The following is a 14,829-nucleotide window of genomic DNA, read 5'->3' as shown; positions in this document are numbered from 1 at the left end:
CGAACCCGGCTAGAATTCCGCCCCATGCTAAAAAACCGCGCATCCCGAGAGTTCTGGCTGCTTGCCCTGATGGCCCTGCTCGTTCTGGGGGCCGGCCTGGGCATGCGTGATCCGTGGCCGTCCGACGAGCCACGCTTTGCGCTGGTCGCCAAGCAGATGGTGGAGAGCGGCGACTGGCTGTTCCCGCATCGGGGCACCGAGCTGTATTCGGACAAGCCGCCGCTGCTGATGTGGTCGCAGGCCGCGCTGTACTCGCTGATCGGCGACTGGCGGGTGGCCTTCCTGCTGCCCTCGCTGCTGGCCGCGCTGGGCACCCTGGCCTGCGTCTATGACCTGGGCCGCCGCCTGTGGACACGGCGGGTCGGGCTGTACGCCGCCTGGGCGCTGCTGTTCGCGCTGCACTTCACTTTCCAGTCCAAGAAAGCCCAGATCGATCCGCTGGTGGTGTTCTTCATCACCCTGGCCAACTACGGCCTGCTGCGGCATCTGCTCAGTGGCCCTGCGTGGCGCTGGTGGTGGCTGGGCTGGTTCGCTGCCGGGCTGGGGGTGATCACCAAGGGCGTAGGCGTGATCGCGCTGCTGATGATCGTGCCGGCCGCCGTGGCCTCTGTGCTGGGCTGGCCGCGGGTCAAGCTGCATGTCCGCGACTGGCGGTTCTGGGCCGGGCCGCTGGCGTTCGCGCTGGCGATCGCCCTGTGGCTGGTGCCGATGGTGCTGACTGCGCTGGGCAGTGGGTCGGCCGAATATCGCGCCTACCTGGACGACATCCTGTTCCGGCAGACCGCCAAGCGCTACGCGCAATCCTGGGATCATCATCAGCCATGGTGGTATTTCCTGGGCACGATGCCGTCGATGTGGATCCCGGCCTTCCTGGCGATTCCCTGGGCGATCCCGGCCTGGCGCCGTCGCCTGCAGCGGCGTGATGCGCGCTACCTGCTGCCGCTGGTGTGGTGGTTGTTGATCGTGCTGTTCTTCTCGATCCCCAACGGCAAGCGTGACGTCTACATCCTGCCGGCGCTGCCGATGTTCTGCCTGGCGCTGGCACCGCTGCTGCCGGGGCTGCTGCGCAAGCGCGCCTTCCAGTGGCTGCTGGGCGGCTTCGTGGCGCTGCTGGCCGCCGGCCTGCTCGGCATCGGTATCTCGATGCTGGTCGGGCAGCCGGGGTTCGAGCGCAAACTGATCCTCGACCGCGGCATCGATACCGCCGTCACCTCCGGCCTGGGCTGGGTCGCGGTCGCGCTGGGCTGCTGGGCCGTGCTGACCCTGTGCATCGCCGGCGTACGCCGCTTCCATCTGGCGGTGGTGGCGACGCTGACCATGGCCTGGGTGGCGTTCGGGCTGATCGGCTACCCGCTGTTCAACGACTCCAGCTCGGCACGTGGCCTGATGCAGCAGGTCGGCCAGCGCATCGGCCCGAAGGCGGAACTCGGCTTGGTCGCGTGGAAGGAGCAGAACCTGCTGATGGCTGACCGTGAGGCCGCCACGTTCGGGTTCAACCGGCGCTGGGACCGGCAGCTCGCCGACGGGGTCGCCTGGCAGGCCGCCCAGCCCCAGCAGCGCTGGTTGCTGGTGCAGGAAGACGCGCTGCTGGCGTGCGTGGACCGCACCACTGCAGAGCTGGCCGGGGTCGCCAACCGCCGCCGTTGGTGGTTGGTAAGGCCCGGCGATATCCACGGTGCCTGCGTGGCCAGCGCCGAAGAACAAAAACGCGAACGCGCGCTGCACCGGATCGACGGCGATGAGTGAATTCTGCAATGCTGGCGGCCTGGTCGGGCAGGTGCGGCAGCTCCGTGGGCGCCGGTGGCGTCCAGTGCAATCACGGGCGTGCATGCCTGCGTGTGGCAATCGAGGTTGGCAATGACGTTCTCCGCTGCATCCGAGCCGACCACGCCCGTTTCCCTGCCGCCGCTGCAGGGGCGTGCCGGTGTGGCCCATTGGATCGCCACCGTGGGCCTGTTCTGCATGCCCGCGCTGGTGCTGACCCTGCCCCAGAACCTGCTGCCCTACGGCATCCTGTTGCTGCTGAGCACGCTGCTGGCGCCGGATTACCTGTGGCGCGCGCGGGGCCTGGCCGGGCGGCCGGTGAAGGCCCTCACCTGGCTGGTGGTGGCCGCGATTGCCTTTGCATTGCTCTCGATTTATCTGTTCGAGCAGGGCCTGCGCGACATCGACAACCGCTCACGGTTCGTGGTGATCCCCTGGATCGCCCTGTGGGTCTGTGCACTGCGGCCGGACATCCGCTGGCTGTGGGGCGGGGCGCTGGCCGGCCTGCTCGGTACCATGGTGCTGGCGATCCTGCAGGTGGCCGGCGGCGCGCCACGCGCTGATCTGAGCACCAACGCGATCGTACTGGCCGACATCGTGCTGGTGCTGATGGTGCTGCTGGTGTTCTGCCGGCCACACAAACGTTGGACCTGGGTGATCGTGGGCATGGTCGCCGGTTGCGTGACCATCGTGCTCAGCGGCAGCCGTGGCGTCTGGCTGGCGCTGCTGGCACTGCTGGTGGTGATGGCGATGAGCCTGCGCTGGCGTACCGGGCCTGCGCGGCTGGGTGTGCTGCTGGCCCTGGTGGCGATCGCCGGTACCTTGATCCTGACCATCCCGAGCCTGCGCGAGCAGGTCCGCCTGACCGAACTCAAGCACGACGTGGTGCGGATGGAGCGCGGAGACAGCGACTCCTCGGCCGGCGCGCGCGTGGAGCGATTGCAGGTGGCCTATGAGACCTTCCTCGATCATCCGCTGACCGGCGTGGGCATCGGCCATTTCGACAGCGCCATGCAGCGCCTGCCGGTGTGCCGGGATGATCCGGCCGAACAGCGCTGCCATCTGGGCCACGCGCACAATGACCTGGCCGAGTGGGCGGCGACGCAGGGCGTGCCGGGCCTGCTGTTGCTGCTGGCCATCTATGGTGTGCCGCTGTGGGTATTTACCGGCCTGCACCGGCGCAGCGGCGAACAGGCCTTCCGTGGCCCGGCCGCTGCCGGGATCATGGTGGTAGTGACCTATGTGCTGTGCGGGATCACCCAGTCGATGTTCGCGCACCAGATCACGGCCAGCTTCTACGTCACCATCGTCGGCCTGCTGGCCGGGCTGTCGATCGTCCAGGGCCATACCCGCCGGGTGGCGTTGGCACAGGCCAAAGCTCAGGCGCCTGGCTGATCCCGCGGCGGATCGGTCACCGGCTGCCCGTTCTGCAGCATCCACAACATGATGGTCTTCTGGCGCACGTAGTTGGCGCGCACATAGGCATAGACCAGGCCGTGCCAGCCATCGCGGAAGCCGCCGCGCAGCAGCAGCCCACGCCAGAACCGCCACGTCGGGGCCAGGATCAGCTTGGGCAGGGTGGCGCGCTTGCCCCGCGCGAACTCGTGCTCGGCCATCATCCGCGCGTAGCGCTGGGTCTTGAGCAGCTGCTGCTCCAGCGAACGGTAGGGGTAATGGATCAGGTCGCCGCGCAGGGTGCCCACCGCGCCATCGACGCTGGCCGCCTCATGGATCTCACGCTTGCCGCGCCAGCCGCCATGGCGGCGGTCGAACAGGCGCAGGACCCGGTCCGGGTAGGCGTTGCCATGCTTGAGGAACTTGCCGAAGTACTCGGAAAGCCGTGCGAACCGGTAGCCGTGGTGGCCGGCGAAACCGTTGGCCTGGGCGGACAGGATCGCCTCGCGCAGGGTCCCGCTGATGCGCTCGTCGGCGTCCAGGCACAGCACCCAGTCATGCGCGGCCTGCTCGACGCAGAACGCCTTCTGGCTGCGGAAGCCATCGAACGGGCGTTGCAGCACCCGCGCCCCGGCGGCTGTCGCGATCGCCACGGTGGCATCGGTGGACTGCGAGTCCACCACGACGATTTCGTCGCAGAAGGCCAGCGAGGCCAGACAGTCGCCGATGCGGTCGGCTTCATTGAACGCGATAATGCAGGCCGAAATGCGAGGCCGTTCAGTGGGAGCGGTCGAGGAGGACATGATGGCCGAGTACCTGCTGTTTGCGACGGAGCGTTATGCGCTGCCCATTCTCGCCCCTCTGGCGCAGGCGTTGCACGCATCCGGTCAATCGGTGTCGGCCTGGTTCGCCGATGGCGCCGCTGGCGCGTCGCTGCCCGGCGTGCCCAATGCAGGCCTGAAAGACGCGCTGGCACTACGTCCGCGCGCGGTGTTCAGCGCCGCCAACTGGGTGCCGCCGTTCATTGCCGGGGCCAAGGTGCAGGTCTTCCACGGCTTCAACGTGCAGAAGCGCGACAGTGCCCGCGGCCACTTCCGGGTGCGCGGCCTGTTCGATCTGTATTGCACCCAGGGCCCGGCCACGACTACTCCGTTCCGCGAGCTGGCCGCGCGCGAGGGCCACTTCGCCGTGGCCGAGACCGGCTGGCCCAAGCTCGATCCGCTGTTCCGCGATGACGGCGGCCTGAGCGCGGGATTGCGCGTGCCGGCACAGGGCCGCCCGGTGATCCTGTTCGGCTCGACCTTCACCGAGCGGCTGAGCGCCGCGCCGCATCTGTACGAGCAGATCGCGGCCGATATCGCCCGCGGCGAGCACTACTGGCTGCTGACCCTGCATCCCAAGTGCGCGCCGGCGCTGTTCGAGCGCTACCGCGCGCTGGCCGGCCCGCATGCGCGCTTCATCGAACCGGAACAGGTGATGGCCGCGCAGCGCGCGGCCGATGTGCTGGTCTCGGATACCTCCTCGATCGTCTCCGAGTTCATCGTGCAGCACAAACCGGTGGTGACCTTCCGCAACCGGGTTCCGCAGCCGCACATGATCGATTTCGACGATGCCACCCAACTGCCGGCGATGCTGGCCCAGGCGTTGGATCCCACCCCGGCGTTGATGGCCGAAATCCGTCGCTACGCCGATGCCATCCATCCGTTCCGCGATGGGTATTCCTCTGAGCGGGTGATCGCGGCGACCGAGGATTTCCTGTCCGGTGAGCTCGGCACGCTCAAGCGCAAACCGTTCGGTGCGTGGACGCGGGGCCTGCAGATCCGCAAGGAGCTCGGCTATTGGGGGCCGGCGAAGCGATAAGCCAGCGTTTGCGCCATCAGGTAGATCCACGCCATGCGTGGACGCATTTCACCAGGTAGATCCACGCCAGGCGTGGTTGCGCCCCTACCAGCGCAGGCGACGCTTCGCCAACGCACGGCCCAACCGCTCGTACACCGCACGCGCCTCCGCTTCCGGCAGGTACTGCAGCACCAGCGGCGTGCCCATGCCTGCGCCGGCGGTATCCAGCCACACGCTGGCCGTGCCCAGCCGGCGGTCCAGCGGCGAACGGGTCAGGCGCAGTGCCTGCAGCTTGTCCAGCTCGGCAAAGCGCCACCAGCGCTGCCACCAGCCGCCACGCACCGCGATGTAGTCGTCATCCAGGTGATAGCCGATGCGGGCCATCTGCCGGTGCGCGCGGAACGCCGACCACGGCAGCCATAGCAACACCAGCGCCCCCCACGGCCCGCCGTACCAGATCGCCGCCGCCGTCAGCAGCGGAACGAGGCACAGTGCGCCCAGGCACAGCCGCCACCAGCCCCGCATCTGCACCGGCTGCCAGCGCGCCGGCGGCCACTGCAGGTGCGGCAGCAGATGCTGGACCAGCCCATCGCAGACGGCCGGCGTCGCCAGCGGCGCCAGCTCACGCAGGTCGCGGCGCTCGCCTTCGCCGGGGTTGCCGGCAGCAATATCGATACGCAGTTGCCGGCGCTGGAACCAGCGCTGCAGCGCGCTCTCGCGCAGCGTCCACGCCTGGATCCGGCGCCGCGCCACGCTGGTGCGCATGCGGGTCAGAAGCCCACTGGCCACGGTCAGCCGGCGCTCGTGCTCGCTGAGCCGGAAGCCGTAATAACGCAGCAGCGCGAGCACCACCGACAATACCCGCAGCATGACCCAGAAGCCCGCCACGGCGAGCGCCGCGGCAATCGCCCACAGCCACATCCCGGGGTGCAGGTGGCTGGCATAACCAAAGGCCTGGCGGCCGCCGGCTTCGATGACATCGGAGACGCTGCCACGCGGGAACAACTGCACCATCGCGCCCAGCACTGCCAACACCACCACCCAGCCGCGGTTGGAGAGCAGGCCGATACGGACCACCTCGCCCGGGCTCAGGGCGAGCAGCACATCCTCGGTTGGTTCGGCCGCAGCGGCGTCGCCCTCGGCCGTGGCCGGCACTGCCTGGCCACGCTGGCGTACCAGACGCTCCAGTGCGAGCGCCTGGTCGAGTTTGAGCACCCGCATTTCCGCTTCGGGGCGATGGCCACCGGCCGATTCCAGCTTCAGTTCGGCGACGCCGAACAGGCGGTGCAGCGGGTTCTGGTGGACCACCACGTTGTGGATGCGGGCGAAGGGAATCTCGCGGCGATTACGCGCGAAAACACCACTGCGCACCGTGATCGCGCTCGTGCCGATCTGGTAGCGATAGGTGAGGTACTGCAGCACCGAATACGCGACCAGCACGACCACGGCGATCACCGGGCCGAGTGACAGCCACAGCTCATCGCGGTCGCCGCGCTGGCCGAACACCACCAGTGCGATCAGCGGTACCAAACCCTGGCGCAACTGCATCAGCAGCACGAACAGCCACGACCAGGGATGCAGCCGCTGCTCCGGCGCGGCATCAAGCGGCGGCGGGGTACTCACAGCGCGTCGTCGTCCTGGTCCAGCTGGTGCGCCAGGGTGTCGCGCAGGCGCTCGGCATCGGCGCTGTCCAGCCCACTGAGCGTGACCGCACTGAAGCGGCTGCCGGCGGTATGCACGACCAGCGTGCTCAACCCGGCGCTCCGTTCGATCGGCCCACGGCGCAGATCCAGGTGCTGCACGCGCGAGGTGGGGACACGGGTTTCGTTCTGCCAGAGCAGGTCGCGGCGCAAGCCCAGGCCTTGGGCATCCAGCCGCCAATAGGTGCGGCGCTGGCGGCGGAACGCGAGAGCCGCACCGATCAGCGCGCCGAGCGCGACCATGCCGGCCGCGCCCCACCAGCGGCCCGGCAGATCAAAGACCACCCAGAGCGTGCCGAACACGCCGCCGATCATCAGTGCGCCAGCGACCGCACCACCGAACGCGGCCAGCGAGGCCGAACGCAGCGGCATCGCCTGCCAGTCGGGGGCAGGCGGCAACGGCGGCAGGGGCGGCGGCACGGGAGTGTCGAGAAGATCGGACAAGGCAGGGCGCTCGGCTGGGGAACGGGCCGGGCGCATGCGTACAGGTGCAACCGCCCGTGGCGCAGACGGTAGCAGGTTGCCGTGGGCTATTGCGCGGCCTGGATCAGTGCGTCGACATCGAGCAGATGGCCGGCGCGTTCGGCCTTGGTGCGCAGGTACTGTTCGTTCTCGGCGGTGATGTCGCCGGTGACCGGTATGCAGTCCACCACGTCGATGCCGGCATTGCGCAGGCGCTGGGCCTTGGTGGGATTGTTGCTGAGCAGCTGCACGCGGCTCACGCCCAGGCCCTGCAGCATCGCCACGGCACTGCCGTAGCGGCGCTCATCGGCACCGAAGCCGAGCTGGGCATCGGCGTCGATCGTGTCCAGGCCATCGTGCTGGTAGCCGTAGGCGCGCATCTTCGCGGCGATGCCGGTGCCGCGGCCTTCCTGGTCCAGGTACAGCAGCACGCCGCCGCCGAGCTCTTTGAGCTTGCGCAGGCCGCGCCGCAGCTGGTCGCCGCAGTCGCACTTGAGTGAACCGAACAGATCGCCGGTCAGGCAGGAGGAATGCACGCGAACCGGCACCACGGCGGACAGATCCGGGGTGCCCACGATGATCGCGACCTGGTCACGCTGGGCCACGCCACCGCGGAACACCGCGAATTCGGTCATGCCGACCTCGCGCAGCGGCACCGGCGAGCGGGCCACCAGCTCATACGCATGCGCGGCCTGTTCGGCGCCCTGGCTGAGATCGCACAGCGAGACCTGCGCGCAGTCGTCGAAGCGGCGGTCATCGGCGGCCAACAGCACGCCGACCATCGCCGGCAACAGCAGGCCGAGGCGGGCGATTTCCACCGCGCCGTCGTCCAGCGCTTCGCCACCGGTCCAGCCCGGGGGCATCGCACCGGGGTCGCGCAGGTAGCTGAGCGAGGGCAGGGCATCGAAATCGATGCCGGCCAGCGGCACGCGCGCGCCACGGTCGGCACTCACCCCGAGCACGCGGGCGCGGGTGGCGGTGAGGAACAGGTAGTGCCGGTCTTCCGCGGCCGCGGCAAAGGCGCTGAAGCTCGTGCGGGTGCTGCTGTCCAGCGCGATGAAGGCTAGGCGCTGGCCGTGGCCATCGTCGATCACCACCGGGCGGCCGGCACGCAGTTCGGCCACCGCGCGCTCGCAGCGGATCGCGGCCGGATCGCCGAACAGGGAAGAAGCAGGGGACATGTCAGGGGCCGTGGGGGACATCGTGGTTTCCACAGTGGGGACGGATCGCGGCGATTCAATCGCACCAAGGGCGCGACGCTGCGTCGCAGTCAGTGCGGATGGTCCTCGGTGGCATAGGGGTCGTCCTCGCCGCTCTGCGGTGGGCGCAGCGTATAGCGCTTGTAGGTCCACTGATACTGCGCCGGATCGCGCCGGGCGATGCGTTCGATGCCGGCATTGAGGGCGGTGGCCGCGGTGCGCGGGTCCGGATCGGCCACGGCCGGCGGGGTGGCCTCGATGTGCAGGGCGAACGCCATGCCCGGGCCGATCCGCTCGCACCAGCCGTACAGCACGGTCGCGCCGGTGCGCTCGGCCAGTCGGTTGACCAGGGTCATGGTCAGCGCCTCCACCCCGAAGAATGGCGCGAACACCCCGTCGCCGGCCTTGGGCTGCTGGTCGGGCAGGATGCCGGTGGCACCGCCGTCCTTGAGTACCTTGAACAACTGGCGCACGGCCGGGCCTTCGGCGCGGACCTGCTGGACGTTGTCGCCGCCGCGGACCAGCTGCAGGAAGGCATCGCCCACTGCTTCATCCGGGGCCTTGTAGACGATCGCGATCGGCCCGCGCGAGGCCAGCCACTGGTTGAGCAGCTCCCAGTTGCCGTAATGCGGGGCCGCCACGATCACGCCCTTGCCGGCGGCCAGGGCTGCGTCGTACAGCGCCTCGCCGTGGCGCTCGGTCAACCGCGCAAGATTGCGATCGCGTGGCTGGGTCCACAGGCGCAGGGTCTCGATGGCCTGCAGCGCGGTCGAGCGCAGCACCTCGCGGTGGAGCACGGTGCGCTCGGCCTCGTCCATTTCGGGGTAGGCCAGTTCGAGGTTGCGGCGGGTGACGCGGCTCTCACGGGCATTGAGACGGATCCACAGCCAGGCCAGGCCGCTGGCGAAGGCACGCAACCAGGGCCAGGGCAGGCGGGTGAACAGGGCAGCGGCGCGGTAGGCCAGGCGGGCGGTGGTGTGCGGTTTCATCACCGCAAAGTCTAGCCGCTGGCGACCAGCCTGTCGGCGCGCGGGCACGTTAAGGTAGTCCGCCTTCAGCTAGCGGAGCCTTGTCCATGCTTGTTCTGATCCAGCGCGTCAGCGAAGCCAGCGTCCGTGTCGATGAGGCCGTTGTCGGTCAGATCGGCCCCGGCCTGCTGGCCCTGGTGGGCATGGAGCCAGGTGACACCGAGGCCCAGATCGCCCGGATGGCCGATCGCCTGCTTGGTTATCGTGTCTTTGCCGATGAGACCGGAAAAATGAACCGGTCGCTGCGTGATACCGGCGGCGGAGTGCTGCTGGTCAGCCAATTCACCCTGGCGGCCGACACATCCAGCGGGATGCGGCCGGGCTTCAGTACCGCCGCGCCGCCGGCGGAGGCTGAACGCGGATTCAACCGACTGGTCGAGATCTGCAGGCAAAAACACGCCCCGGGGGTGGAAACCGGCCAGTTTGGTGCCCATATGGTTGTCAGCCTGGTCAACGATGGTCCCGTGACCTTCCTGCTCAGACCCTAGCCCCGGGACCACCGCCCGGGAACGCGGGGCGCCGGGCTGGTATAATGCTAGGTTCTATTCCCTCTCCCAGCCGGTGGCGCGAGCACTACATGGCCAACGAACGTCCTGCCCAGCAAAACGACATCAAGCTTCTGATCAGCAAGGGCCTGGAACAGGGCTACCTGACCTACGCCGAAGTCAATGACCATCTGCCCGACGACATCGTCGACCCGGAGCAGATCGAAGATATCATCGGCATGATCAACGGCATGGGCATTGATGTCCATGAAGTTGCGCCCGATGCAGAAACCCTGTTGCTCAACGATGGCAACACCGGCAACCGCGAAGTCGATGACACCGCGGCCGAAGAAGCCGCTGCCGCGCTGAGCGCGCTCGACACCGAAGGTGGCCGCACCACCGACCCGGTGCGCATGTACATGCGCGAAATGGGTACCGTCGAGCTGCTGACCCGCGAAGGCGAAATCGCCATCGCCAAGCGCATCGAAGAAGGTCTGGGCCAGGTCCAGGCCGCACTCGGTACCTTCCCGGTATCGGTGGAATCGCTGCTGGCCGACTACGACGCGCACAAGGAAGGCAAGAAGCGCCTGGCCGAAGTGATCGTCGGCTTCAACGACCTGGTCGAAGAAGTCCCGGCCCCGGCCGTGGCCGAAGACACCAGCGACGACGCTGACGATGACGCCGATGAAGAAGATGACGGCGACGACGTCGAGGAAGAGGCCGGCCCGACCGGTCCGGATCCGGAAGAAGTCGCACGCCGCATGCAGGCCCTGAGCGATGCGTATACCGCGTTCAAGAAGGCCGCTGCCAAGGGCGACCGCAAGCCGCTGGCCAAGCTGCGCGACGACATGGCCGCCGTCTTCGTGACCCTGAAGCTGCCGTTGCCGCTGACCGATGTGCTGGTCAAGCAGCTGCGCGACGTCATGGCCTCGATCAAGTCCCACGAACGCCGCGTGCTGAACCTGGCGACCGTGACCGCGCGCATGCCGCGCAAGGACTTCATCCGCTCGTGGGAAGGCAACCAGACCAACCTGGAGTGGGTGGAAGACGCACTGAAGCGCAAGCAGAAGTGGTCCTCGGCCCTGCGTGACGTGAAGGATCAGATCATCGCCGAACAGCAGGCGACGATCGACATCGAGAAGACCACCTGGCTGGAACTGGACGAGCTGAAGGAAATCAGCCGCGCCATGGCCTACGGCGAAGCGCGTGCACGCAAGGCCAAGAAGGAAATGGTCGAAGCCAACCTGCGCCTGGTCATCTCGATCGCCAAGAAGTACACCAACCGCGGCCTGCAGTTCCTCGACCTCATCCAGGAAGGCAACATCGGCCTGATGAAGGCCGTGGACAAGTTCGAATACCGCCGTGGTTACAAGTTCTCCACGTATGCGACCTGGTGGATCCGCCAGGCCATCACCCGTTCGATCGCCGATCAGGCGCGCACCATCCGTATCCCGGTGCACATGATCGAAACGATCAACAAGTTGAACCGCATTTCCCGTCAGATGCTCCAGCAGTATGGCCGCGAGGCTACGCCGGAGGAGCTGGCCAAGGAAATGGACATGCCGGAAGACAAGATCCGCAAGGTGATGAAGATCGCCAAGGAGCCGATCTCGATGGAAACCCCGATCGGCGACGACGAGGATTCCCATCTGGGCGACTTCATCGAGGACACCAACGTGGAGTCCCCGATCGAGAACACCACCAACATCAACTTGTCTGAAACCGTGCGCGACGTGCTGGCCGGCCTCACCCCGAGGGAAGCCAAGGTGCTGCGCATGCGCTTCGGCATCGACATGAACACCGACCACACCCTCGAGGAAGTGGGCAAGCAGTTCGACGTCACCCGCGAGCGTATCCGCCAGATCGAAGCGAAGGCGCTGCGCAAGCTGCGTCACCCGAGCCGGTCCGAGCAGCTGCGCAGCTTCCTGGATATCGATTGATCGATACCGGCGCATCGCGTTGAAACCCGACAGACCCCGCGCAAGCGGGGTTTGTTTTTTTGGGGCAGGTGGCGCCGCGTGGTGTACTCGAACTGGGCGGCGGCACAGCGAATGGAGCGGCTGTTCGGCGGGGTTGGGATCGCTAGGCTGATTTGGTGATTTCGTTGCGTGTTTCGTAACTTAATTGCGGATTTTTTCTCGGTGTTCTCCGGGGTGATGTTATTTCAATCAATGGCTTATAAGTTAAATGGGGTTGCGGTTCGCCGAAGATTGGCGTATAGATTCGTAACTTAACTCGTCCCGAAACTCAGGCCATGGCCCGTCCCCGTACCGTCCAGCTCCAGACGCTGTTCGACAACCTGCCTGCTGGCGAGGTCGTCTCAGCTGCCGATCTCGTCGATCGCCTGGGGGTTACCCGGACAACGTTGAGTCGTCTTGTCGCCGAGGCCGGGGACCGCCTGGTGCGACTTGGCCGCACCCGCGCCACGGCCTATGCCGTCCGCCAGCAGACCGCCGCGGGCAGCGAGTGGCCGCTGTTCCGGCTGGGGCCGGACGCCACCCTTGAAGAACTGGGCACGGTCGTGGCACTCACGGGCGAGACCTTCCACGTGGCGACCACCGCCGCACGCCCCAATCTGACCCGTTCGCCAGACGAGACCGTCGATGGCCACTTCCCGGGGCTGCCGTGGTACCTGGACGACCTGCGGCCACAGGGTTTTCTCGGGCGTACGTTCGCGCATCGTCGCGGGCGTGACCTGGGCGTCCCCGACGACCTCAATCGATGGCAATTGGGTGACACCCTCCAGGCGCTGGTACGTGCAGGCGGCACCGAGATCGGTGACCTCCTGCTGGGCGGCGATGCCGTGCAGATGGCGTTGCGCGCGCTTGATGCGCCTGGCGATCACGTCCTGGCGGGGCAGCGCGCACGTCGTTATCCCGAGCGCGCCGCAGCGGCACTGGAAGGCGAAGACGTCGGATCGTCGCCGGGTGGCGAGCAACCGAAGTTCACTGCCACGGTGGAGCATGAGGGAGGGCGCTATGCGGCGCTGGTGAAGTTCGCGCAGCCCACCGCAGGCGAGGCCGCCGAACGCTGGGCAGACCTGCTGGTCTGCGAGCACCTCGCCCTGCAGTGCCTGCGCGACGGGGGCGTGCCCGCAGCGGTGTCCGAGATACTCCAGACCGACACGCATACGTTCCTGGAGGTGCAGCGCTTCGACCGCACCGTCGACGTGCTGGGCCGGCGCGGCTTCGTCTCGCTGCTGGCGCTGTCCTCGGCCTTCGTCGGTGACGTGACCGTGGACTGGGGGACCGCCGCCGCCGCGCTGCTGACGCAGGGCTGGGTCGATCGCGACACGCAGGCCGCGATGGGAAGGCTGCACGCGTTCGGCCGGCTGATCGGCAACAGCGACATGCATCAGGGCAATCTGGGTTTCCACCTGGTCGATCGCGGCCCGCTGCCGTTGGCGCCCGCGTATGACATGTTGCCGATGTCACTGGCACCCTCGCGCACAGGGGTGCTGCGTGCGGCTACGCCGCTCGCCTCCATCGCGCCGGAGCGCAGCGGCCAGCTCGCGCACCTGCACTGGGCAGCGCCGCTGGCGGTGGACTACTGGCAGCGCGTGGCGGGTTCGGCGCTGCTGCGCTCGGGCGGGCTGCGTGAGCTGGCGGCGGAGAATGCGCGTCGGGTGCAGGCGATGGGGCGGCGTTTCGGCTGATGTGACACCCTGCAGTGGAAAGCGCCTGCGGGCCTCCACTACACTGTGCGGCCGCAAGGGCCTATAGCTCAACGGTTAGAGCAGAGGACTCATAATCCTTTGGTTGAAGGTTCGAATCCTTCTGGGCCCACCATCGAATCAGGCACTTAGGATCAACCGCAGTGCCCTCGTCGTCAAGCCTGCGCCGTCCGGTGACCGCTCGGTGACCGTTTAGGCTCCGCTGCCGTCACAGTTGGCCGCCACCTGCACCGCGTTCTCCGGGGTCCACAGAGGGGCGCGACGGCGTGCGTGGATCCACCGCTGAACATCGCTCTGATACCAGCGCGTTCCGCCTCCGATCTTGTGCTTGGGTGGGAACGTCCCCTTTTCCATCTCGCGGTAGATGTAGCTCTTCTTCATCCCGGTTTGGGCTTCAACCTGCTCGAGCTTCAGCAGGACTTCGGGGATAGTTTCAGCTGCGCCCATGACGAGCCTCCGTTTCTTCAGATGGGAATATCGGCAGCAGCGCGGCTTGTGACGCCGCGCGGGCGATGTTCACCTGGTTTGCGATCTGCATCAGATCCAGGGTTGGGTCGTTGAATAGGGCCAGGCCGATCTGGGCCGTCAGCCTCTGGCTCGCTGTTTCCGCCAGCGGAGCCGGCGTGTCGATCGTGGCGACGGCGTAAGCGCGCCAAGCATCGCGGGCGGCCTGCAGCTGCGGCTCTCCCACGAACGTGAAAGTCAGCGACCATCCGCCGCCGGCGCACTGTTCCGCACTGGTGAGGGCGGTTTCAAGTGCTGCTGCAACCGCGATCGCAGTGCGCTGCTGGTGGGCCAGTGGAGATCGGCTCTCCGTGGCGATGTGCTCATTATTCAAGGCTCTTCCTCCTTCCTATGCATTTCGATGGATCTGCACGTGCTTCTGCGATTGCTCAAACATCCCCCTGCAGCAGCATCGATGGGTCGATACTCCAGCCGGCCTCGCGCGCGGCGCGGAGGCGCAGATCGTTGGCGTCGAATTCATCCAGCTGCAGCAGGGTGATCACCCCCTCAACTTGGCGCGGAAGCAGAGGCCGGCTGCGGCCGAACACGCGCCATACGCTGAGTACTTTGCAGTCCCATGCGGGCGCGAGGCAGGACAACTGCTTCCCGTGCTCGCGGCAGTACCGGCGGATCATGTCGCGCACTGTGACGTGCGCGGGGGCGGCGCCGCGCAGGGCGGCGCGTACGGATGCGGCTTTGGGGCCGGGGCTCATGGGACGTCTCCAAGTGCCAGGTCGAGTCCAAGCTGCCGTCGAGTACGCGCCTCTCCGATCAACACGC

The 14,829-nt window shown here is 67.4% G+C and carries 14 protein-coding genes and 1 tRNA gene; 7 read left to right on the top strand and 8 right to left on the bottom strand.

The features are described 5' to 3' along the window. Positions 1 to 24: 24 nt before the first annotated feature. Complete coding sequence (locus BCL79_RS09415; RefSeq protein ID WP_121040270.1) at positions 25 to 1,746, top strand: ArnT family glycosyltransferase; 1,722 nt, start codon at positions 25 to 27, stop codon at positions 1,744 to 1,746. 111 nt (positions 1,747 to 1,857) lie between these two features. Next, positions 1,858 to 3,159 (top strand): O-antigen ligase family protein, encoded by a 1,302-nt coding sequence (locus tag BCL79_RS09410; protein ID WP_121040268.1) that lies wholly within the window; start codon positions 1,858 to 1,860, stop codon positions 3,157 to 3,159. Here the strand turns inward: BCL79_RS09410 and BCL79_RS09405 are convergent. Continuing rightward, the gene (locus tag BCL79_RS09405; RefSeq protein ID WP_121040266.1) at positions 3,144 to 3,962 is read right to left on the bottom strand and encodes a glycosyltransferase family 2 protein; all 819 of its coding nucleotides are present in this window, start codon (positions 3,960 to 3,962) and stop codon (positions 3,144 to 3,146) included. The two genes, BCL79_RS09410 and BCL79_RS09405, sit on opposite strands and share 16 nt — an antisense overlap. On the opposite strand from BCL79_RS09405, the gene BCL79_RS09400 reads away from it, so the two are divergent. Continuing rightward, positions 3,961 to 5,019 carry a CDP-glycerol glycerophosphotransferase family protein gene (locus BCL79_RS09400; protein ID WP_121040264.1) on the top strand — a complete coding sequence of 353 codons (1,059 nt, stop codon included), beginning with the start codon at positions 3,961 to 3,963 and terminating at the stop codon, positions 5,017 to 5,019. The two genes, BCL79_RS09405 and BCL79_RS09400, sit on opposite strands and share 2 nt — an antisense overlap. Positions 5,020 to 5,103: 84 nt before the next feature. On the opposite strand, the gene BCL79_RS09395 is transcribed toward BCL79_RS09400, so the two are convergent. The 4 genes from BCL79_RS09395 to BCL79_RS09380 form a co-directional block, all read right to left on the bottom strand. After that, positions 5,104 to 6,621, bottom strand: a complete 1,518-nt coding sequence (locus tag BCL79_RS09395) for a PH domain-containing protein (RefSeq protein ID WP_121040262.1) — start codon at positions 6,619 to 6,621, stop codon at positions 5,104 to 5,106. Then, the gene (locus BCL79_RS09390; RefSeq protein WP_428999419.1) at positions 6,618 to 7,178 is read right to left on the bottom strand and encodes a PH domain-containing protein; all 561 of its coding nucleotides are present in this window, start codon (positions 7,176 to 7,178) and stop codon (positions 6,618 to 6,620) included. Before BCL79_RS09390 ends, BCL79_RS09395 begins: the two co-directional genes overlap by 4 nt. A 50-nt stretch (positions 7,179 to 7,228) precedes the next feature. Then, positions 7,229 to 8,362 carry a GTP cyclohydrolase II RibA gene (gene ribA / locus BCL79_RS09385; protein ID WP_183073711.1) on the bottom strand — a complete coding sequence of 378 codons (1,134 nt, stop codon included), beginning with the start codon at positions 8,360 to 8,362 and terminating at the stop codon, positions 7,229 to 7,231. A 68-nt stretch (positions 8,363 to 8,430) separates the two neighbouring features. Then, the gene (locus BCL79_RS09380; protein ID WP_121040256.1) at positions 8,431 to 9,348 is read right to left on the bottom strand and encodes a lauroyl acyltransferase; all 918 of its coding nucleotides are present in this window, start codon (positions 9,346 to 9,348) and stop codon (positions 8,431 to 8,433) included. Positions 9,349 to 9,434: 86 nt separating this feature from the next. Here BCL79_RS09380 and dtd point away from each other — a divergent pair, with 86 nt between their 5' ends. From dtd to BCL79_RS09360, 4 genes are all read left to right on the top strand, one after another. Then, complete coding sequence (dtd, locus tag BCL79_RS09375; RefSeq protein ID WP_121040254.1) at positions 9,435 to 9,875, top strand: D-aminoacyl-tRNA deacylase; 441 nt, start codon at positions 9,435 to 9,437, stop codon at positions 9,873 to 9,875. An 89-nt stretch (positions 9,876 to 9,964) separates the two neighbouring features. Next, entirely contained in the window at positions 9,965 to 11,812 is a 1,848-nt protein-coding gene (gene rpoD / locus BCL79_RS09370) for an RNA polymerase sigma factor RpoD (RefSeq protein ID WP_121040252.1), read from the top strand. A gap of 314 nt (positions 11,813 to 12,126) precedes the next feature. After that, positions 12,127 to 13,527, top strand: coding sequence for a type II toxin-antitoxin system HipA family toxin YjjJ (gene yjjJ / locus BCL79_RS09365; protein WP_121040250.1), 1,401 nt, complete (start codon positions 12,127 to 12,129; stop codon positions 13,525 to 13,527). 57 nt (positions 13,528 to 13,584) lie between these two features. Then, positions 13,585 to 13,660, top strand: a tRNA-Ile gene (locus BCL79_RS09360). Between the two features lie 77 nt (positions 13,661 to 13,737). On the opposite strand, the gene BCL79_RS09355 is transcribed toward BCL79_RS09360, so the two are convergent. Genes BCL79_RS09355 through BCL79_RS20480 form a run of 3 tightly spaced genes read right to left on the bottom strand, consistent with a single transcriptional unit; the run spans position 13,738 to position 14,762 of the window. Continuing rightward, entirely contained in the window at positions 13,738 to 13,992 is a 255-nt protein-coding gene (locus tag BCL79_RS09355) for a helix-turn-helix transcriptional regulator (RefSeq protein ID WP_121040248.1), read from the bottom strand. Further along, a complete protein-coding gene (locus tag BCL79_RS09350) occupies positions 13,979 to 14,383 on the bottom strand; it encodes a hypothetical protein (protein ID WP_121040246.1) in 405 nt (134 codons plus the stop codon). The genes BCL79_RS09355 and BCL79_RS09350 overlap by 14 nt, the downstream gene beginning before the upstream one ends. A gap of 55 nt (positions 14,384 to 14,438) precedes the next feature. Next, complete coding sequence (locus BCL79_RS20480) at positions 14,439 to 14,762, bottom strand: hypothetical protein (RefSeq protein WP_259462134.1); 324 nt, start codon at positions 14,760 to 14,762, stop codon at positions 14,439 to 14,441. Positions 14,763 to 14,829: the final 67 nt, after the last annotated feature.

The organism is Stenotrophomonas rhizophila (assembly GCF_003651185.1).
GTDB lineage: Bacteria > Pseudomonadota > Gammaproteobacteria > Xanthomonadales > Xanthomonadaceae > Stenotrophomonas > Stenotrophomonas maltophilia_Z.
Note: the sequence above shows the minus strand (reverse complement) of the source record. Positions and strands in the feature narration are given on the sequence as shown.